This is a genomic window from Paenibacillus rhizovicinus, from assembly GCF_010365285.1.
Taxonomy (GTDB): Bacteria; Bacillota; Bacilli; order Paenibacillales; family Paenibacillaceae; genus Paenibacillus_Z; species Paenibacillus_Z rhizovicinus.
Genome location: NZ_CP048286.1, coordinates 5,343,993 through 5,359,335, shown reverse-complemented (window position 1 = coordinate 5,359,335; position 15,343 = coordinate 5,343,993). Strand labels below are relative to the sequence as shown.

Genomic DNA, 15,343 nt, shown 5'->3' with positions numbered 1-15,343 from the left:
CGGCATCGCTGCATTGCTGCATCAGCCGCATCACATCGCTGCCGATCGATGCGGCGCGTCAAAATGCCGCACGATCGCATACGCTGCCCGTTTGCCCTGTTCGGCTGCCGAGACGACCATCGCTTCGCCTTGCCCGTAGCCAAAGGCGACGTCGCCTGCCGCGTAAATTTGCGGATGCGAAGTTCTTCGCGTCTCTTCGTCGACAAGAACGACGCCCCGGTCATGCCGGACGCCGAATTGCTCGATCAGCTCCAGATGCCGGGTTTGGCCGATTGCGAGAATAACGGCATCCACCGGCAGCCGAAACTCCGAGCCTTCCACCGGTACGGTCAACGCCCGGCCGTCTTCCCCCGTCTCTCCGGATAACGCCATCCGAACGCAGGCCAGATGCGATACACGGCCGTCCGTGCCGCCGACAATTCGGACGGGAGCGGTCAGCCAGCTGAATTCCACGCCGTCCTGCTTGGCGAATTCATATTCGAACGCATACGCCGTCATCTCTTCTTTCGTGCGCCTATAGATCATCTTCACATTGGCTGCGCCGAGCCGCACGGAGCAGGTCGCGGCGTCGACCGCCGTATTCCCGGCTCCGATTACCGCCACCCGCGCTCCCTTCAGCGGAATAAAAGGATCGCCCGCCTTGGTCGCTTCCACGAATTGTATCGCGTCGTATACGCCGGCAAGCTTCTCGCCCTCGATGCCAAGGTTAGGCACCTTCCCCATGCCGACAGCCAGCACGATCGCATCATATTGCGCGATGAGCTCGATCGCGGAGATGTCGGCGCCGACCTTGATCCCCGTGCGGATCTCGACGCCGAGCTTCCGCACCTGCTCGACTTCCCACAGCGATACGCTTTGCGGCAGCCGGAAGGAGACGATGCCGTACGTATCGAGTCCCCCTGCTAGTTGCTTCGCTTCGAAAATCGTGACCGCGAAGCCTGCCCGGGCTAACTCGCGCGCTGCCGACAAGCCGGCCGGTCCGCCGCCGATCACCGCAACTCGCTTCCCATTCGAGGTGCCTGCCTGGAAGAGCGCCCGGCCGTCTTGCATCGCCCAGTCCGTCGCATACCTCTGCAGCAGCCCGATCCGGATCGGCTCCGAGGCATCGTTCAAGACACAGGCGCCTTCGCACAATTCTTCCGTCGGGCAAACCCGCGAGCAGCTGGCACCGACGGGATTCGCATTCATTATGGCCGTCGCCGCCCCTTTTAAATTGTCGGTCGCGATCCGTTTAATAAAGGACGGAATATTGATGCCGGTCGGACATGCCTTGATGCAAGGGGCATCGTAACAGTACAGGCAGCGGTTGGACTCCTCCATGGCGGCCCGCCGGGTCAAGGCCCGCTCCGTCTCTGCAAAATTCGCCGCGTACGCTTCCGGCGACAGCTTCGTCAAACTCCGATCATGGTCCATCCTGCAGCCCTCCTCCCGTCGGCATGGATGATGATGCGCCGCACAGCTTCAACGCCGTCCGGTAAAGCAGCTCCGTTCCCAGCGCGATATCGTCTCCGCTCGCGAATTCCTTCGGATTATGGCTGATTCCCTCCCGGCACCGAACGAAAATCATCCCGTAATCGCAGTAGTAGGACATCGCGAGTGAATCGTGAAAAGGACCGCTCATCAGCTCCGGAACGGTCAGGGACATCTCGCTCGCCGACGCTCTGATCGTCTCGAGAATCGGTTCGGCGCAATAGCGGGGTTCGCTGTTCGTATCCTCTCGGATTTCCGCCCGGAGTCCATTCTCTTCCGCCGCCGCGGCGATCAGCTGCCGCAGCTTCGCTTCCAGCTCATTCCTTCGCGCCAGATCGATGTCGCGCAGGTCGATCGTGAACTGCACATGCTCCGGAATGATATTCCGCGAATCGGGAAAGACGCGCAGCGAACCCACCGTGGCCACCGTCGGCGCCCCCGGCTCGCCGGAGGCCAGCTCCTGCAGGCCGACAATGATTCGCGCGGCGCCGACCAGGGCGTCCTTGCGCAGCGGCATCGGCACGGATCCGGCATGCCCGGCAAATCCACGCAGGTCGACCGTCCACCAGAGCGGTCCGGAAATGCCCGTCACGATGCCTACGGGGCTGCCGAGCGACTCCAGCACCGGCCCCTGCTCGATGTGCAGTTCCAGGAATGCATTTATTCGACCCGGCGGGTATTGCGATGCCGAGAATCGTTCCGGATCGCCGCCGAACGCAACCAGCGCCTCCCTGCGCGTGACGCCGTTCTTGTCGGCCCGCTCCAATTCCCCTTCTTCCAACCGGCCAAGCAGCCCTCTTACGCCGAACAAGCCTTTGTTGAAGCGACAGCCTTCTTCATCGCAGAACGCGGCCACTTCAATCGGAATCGCAGGCACGATGCGCTGTTCCGCGATCGTTTGCACGACCTCAATGGCCCCCAGCACGCCAACCGTCCCATCGAACCGGCCTGCATAGGGCTGCGTATCGATATGGGAACCGAGCATCAAGGCGGGCGCGTTAGGATCTTGCCCCTCTATGCGGCCGATCAGATTACCGAATGCATCGATGCGGACGTCCATCCCCGCTTCCTCCATCCAGCTCTTCGCCAGCTCCGCCGCTTCCCTGTCTTCCGGCGACAAGGCCAGGCGGCAGACGCCCGTCTCGCTGATTTTGCCAATCGCGGCAAGCTGTTCGATGCGCCGTTCCATCCGCTCCGCCTGAATCGTCAGCTGATGCATCGCTATCGCCTCCCGCCATTTCATGGAATGAGAAAGTCTATGCGAAGCGCCTTGGAAAATGCGCCTTCGGCGTTTATGCCGATGCTGCCAACTTTTACACCTACGCTACCGGCGTTCCCTTCAACTGATTGTTCATCACGTCCGTGAACGTCGCGCATAGGAAGTTCATGTCCTCGTCCGTCGAGGACAGCGGCGGACAGAACGTGAGGACGTTGTTATAGCCGGCGACGGTATCGCCGTTTCGCCCGATGATCAGACCGCGGCTTTTGCACTGGCCGATTATGCCCTTCACCGTTTCAGCAGAAGCAGGCTGCTTCGTCGCCTTATCCGCAACGAGCTCGATGCCGAGCAGGAAGCCGAAGCTCCGGATATCGCCGACGAGCGGATGCGCGCGCAAGCCGCGCATTTCCGACTCCAGCCTTGCTCCCAGCTCCCGGGCACGATCCACCAGGCCTTCCTGCTCGAGAATCTCCAGGTTCTTAAGCGCCAGCGCGCAAGCCGCCGGATTTCCGCCGAACGTATTCACATGGCGGAAATGCCCGTACTCGCCATCACTGGCAAACCGTTCGTAAATCGTCCTGCGCACTGCCGTCGCCGACAACGGCAGATAGCCGCTCGTCAGCCCTTTGGCCATCGTGACGATATCCGGTTTCAGCCCGAAATTGTGATGGCCGAATTTGCGCCCGGACCGGCCGAAGCCGCAGATCACTTCGTCAACGATCAGCAGCACGCCGTGACGCTTGCATATCTCCTGCACGCGATCCACATAGCATTGCTGCGGCACGAGCATCCCTCCGCCTGTAATGACCGGCTCCATAATAACCGCGGCAATCGATTCGGCCGCTTCCCAGACGATCGTCTCTTCGATCTCCTGCGCGCAGAGCAGGTTGAACTGCTCCTCCGTCATGCCGTCCGGACGACGGTAGCTGTCCGGCGGCCGCACATGCAGGAAACCGCCGCCAAGCGACTCGTACTTGAACTTCCGCTGTGCCTGCCCTGTCGCGGCTAAGGCGCCCGTCGAACCGCCATGATACGCGCGGTACCGGGAAATAATCTTGTGCCTGCCCGGATCGCCGTTCTGCTGATGATACTGCCTGGCGATCTTGAAGGCGGCCTCGTTAGCTTCCGAGCCGCTGTTCGAGAAGAAGATGACGTAGTCGTCTTCCAGCCATTCGCTCAGTTTCTCCGCCAGCTGAATGCCCGGCACATGGCTTTGGGAAAGCGGGTAATACGGAAGCGCAAGCAGCTGTTCATAGGCCGCTTCCGCCAGCTCCTTCCGGCCGTATCCGGCATTGACGCACCACAATCCGGACATCGCATCCAAATAGCGGTTGCCGTCGATATCCGTAATCCACGAGCCGGCGCCTGCGGTCACGACCATCGGCGGAATTGCGGCATTGCAGGGCGCCATGCTATGCCACAAATACTTCTTGTCTTTGTCCAGCAGCTCATCCCGTTCCGGAGAGAAATCCGGCATTTCATCAGCCCCTTTGCTCAGCTTCGTTTGTCATTTAACTTCCGGCTTCCGGCTTTCGGCTTTCGTATTCGGTGCTCGGCTTACAGCACTCGACTCTTACCGTTCGGCGTTCGACCTTCGTCTGATTAATACCGCGCCGTAATCATCTTCTTCCGCGTGTAGAACTCCACGCCGTCGCGACCGTTCGCATGCAAATCTCCGTAGAACGACTTCTTGTAACCGGAGAAAGGGAAGAACGCCATCGGCGCCGGCACCCCGAGATTGACTCCGAGCATTCCGGCATCGATTTCCTCGCGAAACTGCCGGATCGCCTTGGCGCTGTCCGTGTAGATGCACGCCCCGTTGGCGAATTCCGAACGATTGGCGACGGCGATCGCTTCCGTTAAGTCCTTGGCCCGCACCACCGCCAGCACCGGCGCGAATATCTCGTCCTGCCAAATCCGCATGCCCGGCTTCACGTCGTCGAACAGCGTCGGACCGAGGAAGTAACCGTCCCCCTCCGACTTCGGATGCGTCCGACCGTCCCGGACGAGCCGCGCGTTCTCCAGCAGCCCGGCTTCAATATAATGCAACGCCCTATCCCTATTTCCCTGTCGTATGAGCGGCCCCAGAAAATGCTGCTCCATCCCGTCCCCGACCGACATGCCGTCAAGCGCGTCCGCGAGCATGCCGACCAGCCGATCCCCGACGTCGCCGACCGCGACGACGACCGCGCAAGCCATGCATCGCTCCCCGGCGGAGCCGAAAGCGGCGGATACGATATTCCGCACCGCATTGTCCAAATCCGCGTCCGGCATAACGATGGAATGGTTTTTCGCCCCAGCGAGCGCCTGAACTCTTTTGCCTGCAGCCGTGCCCGCCTTGTAAACATGCTCCGCCACCGGCTGCGAGCCGACGAAAGAAATCGCCTTGATGGCCCGGTGCTCGAACATCGCCGTAACGACGTCCCTCGCGCCGTGAACGACATTCAGTACGCCTGGCGGAAAACCTGCTTCCCCGAACAGCTCCGCCAGCCGATTCGCCAGCAGCGGCGTCCGCTCCGACGGCTTCAGCACGAAGCAATTGCCGCAGGCAATCGCGAGCGGGAACATCCAGCACGGCACCATCATCGGAAAGTTAAACGGCGTAATGCCCGCGATCACGCCGAGCGGGTAGCGGTACATGCCCGATTCAACGCCTGTCGCGATATCCGGCAGCTGCGTGCCCATCATGAGCGACGGGATACCCGCAGCAAACTCCACGCACTCGATGCCGCGCTGTACCTCCCCGTACGCTTCCTCGTAGTTTTTACCGTTCTCCGCTGTAATTAGGGCAGCCAGAGAAGCCCAATTATCAATCAGCAGCTGCTGATAGCGGAACAGATAGCGCGCCCGCCTTGGCACCGGCACTTGCCGCCATTCCTGGAATGCACGGTCTGCCGCTTCGACGGCAAGTTCAACCTGCGCGCGGCCTGATAACGGCACGTGCGCCAATAGCCCGCCGGTAGCCGGGTTCACGACCTCCTCGAAGACGCCGGCGCCGGATTCCGTCCATTGACCGTCAATGTAGTTCTTCAGCTGTACCGCCGTTTCCGATGCATCAGTTACCGCCAATTTCATCACCTCCATCAAGATTCGCCGCGATGCTGCCGGTCATATCAAATGTATACGCCTGTATAGGCCCAAGCAGTATCGAATAGAGATCACCGAGCTGTCACTGCACAAAATAATTTTGCTTCTGAAGCCGATTCTCCATCTGCTTCTGCCAGCTGCTTTGCGAACATACAGCAAGCTTCCAGATCTTAACGTGATAGCTAGCTTTAGCATTCGCGATCAGCTATTCGTTCTCCTTTAATATTCATAATTTTCTGATAATTTAATAGTTTTAAATTTCAGCTTCTACCTCTTGCCCTTGCCTTCCCCTTACCCGAAGCAATCACCAAATCTAGCAACATTTCATATGCTGTCCTATTCAGAACTAGAAGAGGTGATAGAGTTGCCTTCGGTCATCAATTATAATAGCGCCAGATTGAACAATGTGCCTGACGGAACGATCTTGACCATCACGTCGGATGCTCCTCAGTTGCTGCTGACCATGGGAATTTACGTATCCGCACCAGTGTCTTCGCTTGAGATTATGTCTACGATCGGTACCGAGACTCCCGTCGAACCTACCCTGCTGACCGGGACCGTTGTAGTAGATACCGTCGAGCAAGGGGCTGCCCGGATGTTCGTTGATCCGCCGAACTCGGTAGTGCTCTCCTTCCATACGATCCTCCAAAACCTGCCTGTCGGCCACCACGTGATTCAATTGTTCGTATCGACCATCGATTCGGATATCGGCCTGGGTGGCCCTGTCACGATGTCGGCATGGGTGCTCGCTTAAGTCTCGATGAGCTAACCGAGCCATGTACCACAACAATAATAACTACAATAACAACAACATCAAAAGCAAAAGAAGCCCAAGGCATTATCCGCCTTGGGCTTCTCTCTATGGGTAAATCCTATTCGAAGTAAACTGCTTTGCCTGTTTGGGACGATTCGTAGATCGCTTCAAGAATTTCGGAAACGACGAGCGCTTGCTCTGGTTTCACGAACGTTTCTTTGTCGTTCAGTACGGCATCGATCCACCAAGCTGCTTCAAGAACTTCAGCCGTTTCGCTTGCGCCTTCGTAGAATGCTACGCCGCCGCTGTTCAGCTCAACGTTTTTCACGTACAGACGGCTGTTTTGCTCGCCGTTGATGCGAAGGCCGTTCTTCATGTCGGCGCCGGCTTTCGTACCGCTCAGGGATACTTTAGCTTCGTCGATATCAAGGGAGTTCAGTGCCCAGCTGGATTCGAGGATAACGGTTGCGCCGTTTTTCATCGTGATCATAGCGAACGCGGAATCTTCTACCGTGAATTTCGCTGGATCCCAAGGGCCCCATGCGTTAGCAGCATTCTCGGTTTGGGACAGCTTGTGGTATGCACGGCCGAGCACGACTGCCGGCTCGTAGTTGTCCATCATCCAGAGGACGAGGTCAAGCGCATGCGTGCCGATATCGATCAACGGGCCGCCGCCTTGTTTTTCTTCGTCCAGGAATACGCCCCAAGTCGGAACGGCACGGCGACGGATCGCATGTGCTTTTGCGAAGTAGATTTCGCCCAGCTCGCCGGCTTCGCAAACTTCTTTCAGGTAACGGCTGTCAGCACGGTAACGGTTGTTGTAGCCGATGCTGAGTTTTTTGCCGGTACGTTTTGCAACTTCAAGCATTTTACGAGCGTCAGCAGCTGTTTTAGCCATTGGCTTCTCGCAAAGTACGTGTTTGCCTGCTTCCAGAGCGTCGATGGAGATGACAGCGTGGGAGTCGTTAGGCGTACAAACGTGAATGACGTCGATCGAAGCGTCTTTCAACAGTTCTTTATAGTCAGCGTATACTTTCGATTCTTCAGTGCCGTATTTCGCTTTCGCTTGCTCGGCTTTCTCAACGATGATATCGCAGAACGCTACGATTTCGGCTTCTTTCACTTGCGCCAAGCTAGGAAGATGTTTGCCGTTAGCGATACCGCCGCAGCCGATAATACCTACGCGTGCCTTTGCCATTAAATTTCTACCTCCATAAGTCGGGAAATGATATAATTTGTTGTATGTGCGTTATCAGCGAATGGGGTTGCGTTCACAGCCGAAACTATGATTGACGCTTACATAGCAAATAACGAGACGTACACTAGGTTTAGTATAGTGCAAGATTCAATCAAAAATATAGGCGCTTTAATGGCCTGCTTTTATGTGATTTTGCTGTCGAAGGGAATGGTACCATGGAATTCTTCAATGAGAAGGTCATTTATGAAAACCCTCTATTGTCAATCAAAGTGTTTCAGTCCCAGCGCAACAACGACTTGTTCATTAATTGGCACTATCACCGGGAAATTGAACTGCTGCTCGTCCTGAACGGGGAGCTTGACGTGAATATCGAAGAAGAAGTCGTTCGGCTTCAGAGCGGCAACGTGGCCCTCATCGGCTCCAAGCAGCTTCACCGCGACCGGAGCTTGAGCAGTCCCCTGGACTACATCGTGCTGCAGTTCGACCTGGAGCAGTTTATCGACCAAAGCTCGATGCCGTACATGCGGTTTTTCTCCGAGACGAAGAATCCGCTGAGCCGGGCCAATTATATTTTCCAGGAAAACGAAACCGCCCGCGCCGAGGCCGCGTCCTGCATCCAGTCCATACTTCACGAAGTGACGGTCAAACAGAACGGCTACGAGCTTGCCGTCAGCATGCTGATCAAACAGTTCCTGCTGCTGCTCATCCGCAACGACGAGAAACGCGTGCTGGCCGATCATGAAGACTTCGACCGCGCTCGTCTGCGGGGCGTCCTCGATTACGTGGAAGAACATCTGACCGACCGCATCCAGGTCGAGGAAGTATCGAAGCTGGCGAATATGAGCTACTACTACTTCGTGAAATTTTTCAAGAAGGCGATCGGCATGTCCTTCACGGAATTCGTCAATTACCGCAAGATTAAGTGGGCGGAGCGCATCCTGTTAACGAAAGACCTCAGCATCTCGGAGGTCGGCGACCGGATCGGCATGCCGAACATGGCGCATTTCTACAAGATGTTCAAGAAATACAACGATTGCTCGCCGAAACAGTTTCAGAAGAAAATGCTGGAATGGAACCGCGCATAAGCCGCGCTGCCGGCATGCGATGCACGGACCTACGGCTCCGGCTGCTTAACCGAACGTTCGCTTCATGAACGTCAAGCCGGCTTCCAGTTCCCGTTCCGGTTCACTCACCGAGCATTCCGCCGAGATCATCCCGTCGTAACCGGCTGCCTTCAATTGGGCGACGAATTCCGCATACGGATACTCCCCCGTTCCAGGCGACAGCCGGCCCGTATCCGCCAGATGGATATGCGCCAGCCAGTCCCGATTCCTCGCGATCGTATCCAGCGCCTCGTTCTCCTCGTCCATATGGTAGAAGTCGGCCAACACGCGGATTGCAGGATGGTTGATCTGCTTCGCAAGCGCGACGCCGTCGTCGACGCTGTTGATGAAATTGCACTCTTTCTTGTTCAACGGCTCCAGGGCAAGCGTGAGACCGGTGCCTTTGAAGTCCTCCGCGATCCACTCCAGCGTATGCAGCATCTGCTCCTCGCCTCTAGCACGCTCCCAGCCTTCCGGAATGTTGCGCGAACGCCCGCTTCCCAGCACGACGGTCCGGGCTCCGATCCGGTGCAGCGCTTCGGCGGCGGCATGGATGTACCTTCTCGTCCGTTCCGCGTCGCTCTCGGGTCCAATCAGCTTCAAATCCCCCGGGAAGAAAACATTGAATGCGCTTGCAGGAAGCGGACTGTCCAAATAAGCCGGCAACGCCTCTCGGCATGCCGCCGCGTTCTCTACATTCAGCGCAACGACCGCGCATTCGATGTAATCGAAACCCAGACGCTTCAACAATTCCGCATCCTCAATGCCCCTGCACCATCCATAAGAAATCATGTCCCAACACCTCCAAGATTATGTACGCGACACTTGCATGTTCCTGCCTGACAACTTCCATAGAAAATGTACCACTTTTTGGCGCTTGGTCATAGATAAAAAAAGTATGGACTTCTATAATTAAATAACAAAAAAACCCGAACCATCTACTTCGATGATCCGAGCTTCTTGGGCATGACTAGTTTGTAACCGACACCTCGGATGGATTCGATCTCCACCGACTGTTGTCCGAGCTCCAGCTTCTTGCGAAGGGAACTGACATGCACGTCGACTGTCCGTTGTCCGCCGATGTAATCGAAGCCCCATACGACGTTCATGAGATCGTCGCGCGTAATGACCATGCCGGGACGCTGCACCAAATAGAGCAGCACTTCGAATTCCTTCGGCCGAAGCGGCACCGTCTCGCCGTTCAGGATAACTTCGTAACGCTCCGGATAGATCGAGAGATCACCGGCCGTGATGACTTTGTCCGTCGTTTCCGTCAGCTTCCCGTCGTCTTGCCCTGTCCGCCGCAGTACCGCGGATACTCGTGCGAGCAGCTCCGCAACGCCGAACGGCTTCGTCATATAATCGTCCGCGCCGCGTTTCAAGCCCTGCACGACTTCCTCCTCGGCGTTGCGTGCCGTAAGTACGATCACCGGCGTGCGATTGCCATTCTGACGCAGACGTGACAAGATTTCGAATCCATTCATTCCGGGCAGCATAATATCCAAAATTATAAGGTCAAACGAGCGCTGCAGCGCAACCTGCAAGCCTTCCGCGCCGTGATCGATTACCGTTGTATCGTAACCCTCTTGCGACAGGTTGTACGATAGCAGTCTAGCCAATGTCGGCTCGTCCTCAATGACCAACACTTTTTGTGTCATGTTGACCCCCTGGCTGCCATGCTGCTTCAACGCAACATGGATTAATACGTTCTATATACTCTTCTATCATAGCATTGTTTATGGCGAGGGGGAACCCCTCGCCACGCCGGTCTCCGCTATTGCAGGACAGGAAGATCGATCGTGAACGTCGAGCCTACTCCCAATTTGCTGTCGACCGTAATCGTGCCTTTATGCAGCTCGACCAAGTGCTTGACGATAGAGAGGCCCAAGCCGGTTCCGCCGGAGCTTCGGGATCTGGCTTTATCGACGCGGTAGAACCGCTCGAAGATGCGCGGAAGATCCTTCTTCGGTATACCCATGCCCGTATCCGAAATATGAATTCGGATATGCTCATAGTTCTCGTGTCCGTTGTCGTCCAACGTCGCGTCCGGATCATGCACGGGCTCCACGACGATCGAGACGCTTCCGCCTTCCGTCGTATAGGCGATGCTGTTCGCGAGCAAGTTCATGACGATTTGCCTTAAACGGTCTTCGTCCGCTTCCACGTAGAGATCTGGTTCGACTTTCGCCGTCACGCGGATCTGCTTGCGCACCGCTTCCGCGCTCATCAGCTCGATCGTCTTGCCGATGAACGACGAGAGCTCGACCGGCGAGAACAGCAGCGGTACTCTGCGCGATTCGATCTTGGACAGCTCCAGAATGTCGCCGATGAGCCGGTTCAGCCTGTCGCTTTCGTCGAAGATGATCTGCAGGAAGGAGCGAGCCGTTTCAGGATCGTCGACCGCGCCGCCGAGCAAAGTCTCGGCGAAGCCTTTCACGGCCGTAACCGGCGTCTTCAACTCATGAGACACGTTGGCGACAAACTCGCTGCGCATCCGCTCCAGCCGGCGAATCGCCGTAACATCCTGCAGGACGAGCAGCACGCCGCCGAATTCCTCGTTGTCATCGAAGATCGGCACGAGATTCAAATCCAGCAGCCGCTCCTCCGGAAAATAAAACGTGATTTCGTCCCGCAAATGTTCTCTGCATTCCAGCGCTTCTTGAATGATCTGCGCCAGCTCGTATTGCTGCTTGGCGGACGCATAATGCCGGCCTACCAGATCGCGCGCGGAGAATCCGAGCACTTCCTCCGCCATCCGGTTGAGCAGCACGATCTTGCCTTCTTCGTCGATCATGACGACACCGTTGATCATATTGTCGAGCACAGTGGCCAATTGCCGCTCATTCTGGTGAATGCGCGTCATCTGAATCTGAAGGCTGTCCGCCATCGCGTTGATCGATGAACCGAGCTCGCCGATTTCATCATTGCTCTTCACGTCGACCCGGGCGCGGTAATCCAGATTCTTGATACGCCTCGACACCTTTGAAATCTGTTCCAGCGGACGGGTCAAACCTAGCGCAACCCGGTAACTGATCAACGCCGCGACGACGAACAGGACGACAAGCCCTCCCGCAAGCCCCACCCAGATGCGTTCCACGCTTTGGTCGGCCTTCTTCAGGCTGAGAGACGTTCGAATAATATCCGACTTCGGGTCGGACGGATTAACGAGCATGGCGACGTACAGCATATTTTGCTTGACGGTGTCGCTGAACCGCGTCGCCCGCCCGATGCCGTCCTTCTTCGCCTTAACGACTTCTACCCTCGTCGCATGATTCTCCATCGTCTTCGGATCGCTGTCCGAATCGCCAAGCACGACGCCGTCGCTCCGGATGAACGTTATCCGCGAATCCATGATGGACTTCAGATGCTTCGCTTCCTCCGTGTAATACCCGTTCAGTTCGTCCAGGTCGCCCGTCTTCCACTGCAACTCGTCCAGGATGATTTTCATTTCCCGCACCATGTTGTCCTGAAGTGCTTCCAGATGGTTCTCCCGGTACACCTTGCCCATAAATAATCCAGATGCCAACACCGCGAGTCCGATCATTACGATCAGGATCAGCGTCAGCCGCACACGAAAACTGTTCATAGTCTGTGTCTACCTCCAAGGCCAATTCCTACAGTCCCAATCGTACTGCCACTTAGCCTTCTGCGCCAGCCGTCGTTTTATGAAGTTTATGTAAAACATAATGGTGAACCGTTGCCAGCGGCTGTTGAATCAGAATGGAAAGCACGACCGGAACGGCCGTGAGCGGGCTGAAATAGCTCATCGCGAGCACGATGCCAAGCGAAATGTTCCTCATGCCCGTCGCGTACGATACCGTGACTTGCAGCTCGTTGTTTCGGTAAAACATCGTGCCGAAATAGCCAACCGCATAGCAGATGCCGACCATCGCGAGCGACAGCGGGACGAGCCGCAGCAAGTCCCCGCTCAGCTTCTCCGTATAAGGCGCGATCGCAGCGGCGTTCAGCATCACCACGGCGACGAAACACAGCTTCGACAACGGCGCCGCTATGGGCTTGACGGCCGCTTGGACACGTCCCTTGGACAGCTCGTAGAGCGCGACGCCAATCAGGGTCGGCACGACGATAATGAGCAGCAAATCGTTGATCATTTTGCCGGTATCCGTATCGACCGCCTGATGGAACAGCAGGTGAATGCCGCCGGGAACGACGAGCGGGCTGAGCGCCGAATCGATGACCACCATCGCCAGCATGAGCGGGACGCTGCCCCCCGACATGCCGACCCATAAGACGGTGGACACGCCGAGCGGGATGATCGTGAACAGCACGAGGCCGACGACATAAGGCGAATCCGCGCCGAAGAACAGCAAGCCAATGCCGTAAGCGATCAGCGGAGACAGCACATGCGCCAGCAGGAACGTCAGCACCAGTACGCCGGGCCTCCTGACAACCGCGCGCAGCTGGGCCAGACCGCAGCCGATCGCCATCGTCAGCGTTACATAGGCGAACAAATACGGTACCGCCGGCACGAACCGCTGCATCGGCGAAGAAAAAAAGAATCCCAGGACGAGTGATCCGGGGATAATAAGAAACATCCATTGCTCAAACTTGGCGTTAAAAGCGAGTCCGAAGCTGCGCATAAGGCATTCCTTTCTTGAATAAAAAGAAGCGCTGGAGATCGCCGCTGCGCGTGCGGATCATTGTTACGATCGCTGTTGTCCCCGAATTTTTTGAATTAGTATCAAGCTGATAATATTCGGGGACAAAGGCTGATTGATCGGTGTAAATTCCAGCTACGCCGATCATTCAGCCTAGGCGAACGCTGATGCTTCTCCACAACGACCGCTCGCTCCGCTTTGTTCTAGGCTCATTTTTTATTCATAAACTCATTTAAACACTGGCGCTTTGAACTGCTCCAGCTTCGCGAAAGAATCCTTGTCGACTTCCGCATGCAGGCTGTTGCCGTGCGAATCCATCGTGACGACGGCGGCGAAGCCTTCCGTCTTCAGATGCCACATGGCTTCCGGAATGCCGAATTCCATGAAATCTACGCCGTTGACGTTCTTGAAGCATTCCGCGTAGTATTGCGCGGCTCCGCCGATTGCGTTAAGGTACACCGCGCCATGCTCGCCGAGCGCCGCCAGCGTCTTCGCTCCCATGCCGCCCTTGCCGATAACGGCGCGGATGCCGAACTTCTTGATGATGTCGCCTTGGTAAGGCTCCTCGCGGGCGCTCGTCGTCGGTCCGGCCGCTTTCACATGCCAGCCCGCTTCGTCCTTCAGCATAACCGGACCGCAGTGGTAGATAACGGAGCCATTCAGATCGATCGGCGCGTCGTGATCCATCAGATGGTGGTGAATCGCATCGCGTCCCGTATGCATTTCGCCGTTGATGATAACGATATCGCCCACGCGCAGGCTGCGGACATCCTCTTCGCTCAGCGGCGTATTCAGAATCACTTCGCGGCGCTCCGCGCGTTCCGTAACGGCTTCCGCCGCTGCGTCGGCCGCGGCCGATTTCATTGGCGTATCGGAGCCGCTCGGATAGATCCACGACGTGATCTCGCCGCTCTCCGCGTTGAGCAGCACGCCTTGGCGGCGATAAGCCCAGCAGTTGTACGCGACGGAGACGAAGAAGCTGGCAGGCAGGCGGTTCATGACGCCGACTTTGCAGCCGAGCAGCGTAACCGCGCCGCCGAAGCCCATCGTGCCGATGCCCAGCTTGTTGGCATTCTCCATGACGTACTCTTCCAGCTGCTGCAGCTCGGGAATCGCGTTCGTATCGTCCGTATGACGGAACAATTGCTGCTTGGCCAGCTCGTAGCCCGTCGTGCGGTCGCCGCCGATGCCGACGCCGATGAAGCCCGCGCTGCAGCCTTGGCCTTGCGCCTGGTAAACGGCATGCATGACGCATTTGCGAATGCCGTCCAGATCGCGTCCCGCTTTGCCAAGACCCGGAATTTCCATGGGAAGGCTGTATTGAATGTTCTTATTCTCGCAGCCGCCGCCTTTCAGAATCAGACGGACGTCGATATCGTCCTTCTCCCATTGCTCGAAATGGATAACCGGCGTGCCGGGTCCAAGATTGTCACCCGTATTGGAGCCCGTCAGCGAATCGACCGAGTTCGTGCGCAGCTTGCCATCTTTGGTCGCGCGCGCGATGGCGCTGCGGATTTGTTGCTTCATGATGATTTGGTTCGCGCCTACCGGCGTATGCACGACGAAGGTCGGCATGCCCGTATCCTGGCAGATCGGGGATACGTTAGACTCCGCCATTTCGATGTTCGTAGCGATCGTCGAGAGCGACATGCCCGCGCGGGTTGCGCGGTCCTCGGCCTCCTGCGCCGCTTGAATGACCTTCCGGACATCACCTGGAAGGTTGGTTGAAGTTTCAACGATGAGGTTATAGACGCTTTGTTCAAAATGCTGCATGAGTCCGATATGGCTCCTCTCTCTGGTCGATGTTCGACTTTCCTACTATAATCTATATTATAATCACTATAATCTATCATACCACAATGGCACTTGGCGGGCACGCTGCTTTCACTGTAA

Annotated in this window: 12 protein-coding genes; 2 read left to right on the top strand and 10 right to left on the bottom strand. The window is 56.9% G+C overall.

What is annotated here, in order from left to right; all coding sequences use genetic code 11:
- Window positions 1-30: 30 nt before the first annotated feature.
- The 4 genes from GZH47_RS23960 to GZH47_RS23945 all read right to left on the bottom strand — a co-directional run bounded on the left by GZH47_RS23960 (window position 31) and on the right by GZH47_RS23945 (window position 5,758).
- Window positions 31-1,413, bottom strand: coding sequence for an NAD(P)-dependent oxidoreductase (locus tag GZH47_RS23960; protein ID WP_192043539.1), 1,383 nt, complete (start codon window positions 1,411-1,413; stop codon window positions 31-33).
- Window positions 1,403-2,689, bottom strand: a complete 1,287-nt coding sequence (locus GZH47_RS23955; RefSeq protein WP_162643545.1) for a M20 family metallo-hydrolase — start codon at window positions 2,687-2,689, stop codon at window positions 1,403-1,405. Before GZH47_RS23955 ends, GZH47_RS23960 begins: the two co-directional genes overlap by 11 nt.
- A 100-nt stretch (window positions 2,690-2,789) precedes the next feature.
- Entirely contained in the window at window positions 2,790-4,166 is a 1,377-nt protein-coding gene (locus tag GZH47_RS23950) for an aspartate aminotransferase family protein (RefSeq protein ID WP_162643544.1), read from the bottom strand.
- Between the two features lie 125 nt (window positions 4,167-4,291).
- A complete protein-coding gene (locus tag GZH47_RS23945; RefSeq protein WP_404823714.1) occupies window positions 4,292-5,758 on the bottom strand; it encodes a CoA-acylating methylmalonate-semialdehyde dehydrogenase in 1,467 nt (488 codons plus the stop codon).
- Window positions 5,759-6,140: 382 nt separating this feature from the next.
- On the opposite strand from GZH47_RS23945, the gene GZH47_RS23940 reads away from it, so the two are divergent.
- The gene (locus GZH47_RS23940; protein WP_162643541.1) at window positions 6,141-6,530 is read left to right on the top strand and encodes a hypothetical protein; all 390 of its coding nucleotides are present in this window, start codon (window positions 6,141-6,143) and stop codon (window positions 6,528-6,530) included.
- 118 nt (window positions 6,531-6,648) lie between these two features.
- Here the strand turns inward: GZH47_RS23940 and GZH47_RS23935 are convergent, their stop codons facing one another.
- Entirely contained in the window at window positions 6,649-7,728 is a 1,080-nt protein-coding gene (locus GZH47_RS23935; RefSeq protein WP_162643540.1) for a Gfo/Idh/MocA family protein, read from the bottom strand.
- Between the two features lie 215 nt (window positions 7,729-7,943).
- On the opposite strand from GZH47_RS23935, the gene GZH47_RS23930 reads away from it, so the two are divergent.
- The gene (locus tag GZH47_RS23930) at window positions 7,944-8,813 is read left to right on the top strand and encodes an AraC family transcriptional regulator (protein WP_162643539.1); all 870 of its coding nucleotides are present in this window, start codon (window positions 7,944-7,946) and stop codon (window positions 8,811-8,813) included.
- A gap of 45 nt (window positions 8,814-8,858) precedes the next feature.
- On the opposite strand, the gene GZH47_RS23925 is transcribed toward GZH47_RS23930, so the two are convergent.
- The 5 genes from GZH47_RS23925 to GZH47_RS23905 form a co-directional block, all read right to left on the bottom strand.
- A complete protein-coding gene (locus GZH47_RS23925) occupies window positions 8,859-9,623 on the bottom strand; it encodes a sugar phosphate isomerase/epimerase family protein (RefSeq protein WP_162643538.1) in 765 nt (254 codons plus the stop codon).
- Window positions 9,624-9,769: 146 nt separating this feature from the next.
- Window positions 9,770-10,489, bottom strand: a complete 720-nt coding sequence (locus tag GZH47_RS23920) for a response regulator transcription factor (RefSeq protein WP_162643537.1) — start codon at window positions 10,487-10,489, stop codon at window positions 9,770-9,772.
- A gap of 116 nt (window positions 10,490-10,605) precedes the next feature.
- A complete protein-coding gene (gene pnpS, locus GZH47_RS23915) occupies window positions 10,606-12,417 on the bottom strand; it encodes a two-component system histidine kinase PnpS (RefSeq protein WP_162643536.1) in 1,812 nt (603 codons plus the stop codon).
- Window positions 12,418-12,469: 52 nt separating this feature from the next.
- Complete coding sequence (locus GZH47_RS23910; RefSeq protein WP_162643535.1) at window positions 12,470-13,432, bottom strand: bile acid:sodium symporter family protein; 963 nt, start codon at window positions 13,430-13,432, stop codon at window positions 12,470-12,472.
- 246 nt (window positions 13,433-13,678) lie between these two features.
- On the bottom strand, window positions 13,679-15,223 hold the full coding sequence (locus tag GZH47_RS23905) for a fumarate hydratase (RefSeq protein ID WP_162643534.1): 1,545 nt from the start codon (window positions 15,221-15,223) through the stop codon (window positions 13,679-13,681).
- Window positions 15,224-15,343 lie beyond the last annotated feature (120 nt).

What these genes read in the sequence shown, in the direction of transcription:
- GZH47_RS23960 (WP_192043539.1), bottom strand. Translation starts at nt 1,413, where the DNA reads ATGGACCATGATCGGAGTTTGACGAAGCTGTCGCCGGAAGCGTACGCG.
- GZH47_RS23955 (WP_162643545.1), bottom strand. Translation starts at nt 2,689, where the DNA reads ATGCATCAGCTGACGATTCAGGCGGAGCGGATGGAACGGCGCATCGAA.
- pnpS (WP_162643536.1), bottom strand. Translation starts at nt 12,417, where the DNA reads ATGAACAGTTTTCGTGTGCGGCTGACGCTGATCCTGATCGTAATGATC.
- GZH47_RS23950 (WP_162643544.1), bottom strand. Translation starts at nt 4,166, where the DNA reads ATGCCGGATTTCTCTCCGGAACGGGATGAGCTGCTGGACAAAGACAAG.
- GZH47_RS23925 (WP_162643538.1), bottom strand. Translation starts at nt 9,623, where the DNA reads ATGATTTCTTATGGATGGTGCAGGGGCATTGAGGATGCGGAATTGTTG.
- GZH47_RS23930 (WP_162643539.1), top strand. Translation starts at nt 7,944, where the DNA reads ATGGAATTCTTCAATGAGAAGGTCATTTATGAAAACCCTCTATTGTCA.
- GZH47_RS23920 (WP_162643537.1), bottom strand. Translation starts at nt 10,489, where the DNA reads ATGACACAAAAAGTGTTGGTCATTGAGGACGAGCCGACATTGGCTAGA.
- GZH47_RS23905 (WP_162643534.1), bottom strand. Translation starts at nt 15,223, where the DNA reads ATGCAGCATTTTGAACAAAGCGTCTATAACCTCATCGTTGAAACTTCA.
- GZH47_RS23910 (WP_162643535.1), bottom strand. Translation starts at nt 13,432, where the DNA reads ATGCGCAGCTTCGGACTCGCTTTTAACGCCAAGTTTGAGCAATGGATG.
- GZH47_RS23935 (WP_162643540.1), bottom strand. Translation starts at nt 7,728, where the DNA reads ATGGCAAAGGCACGCGTAGGTATTATCGGCTGCGGCGGTATCGCTAAC.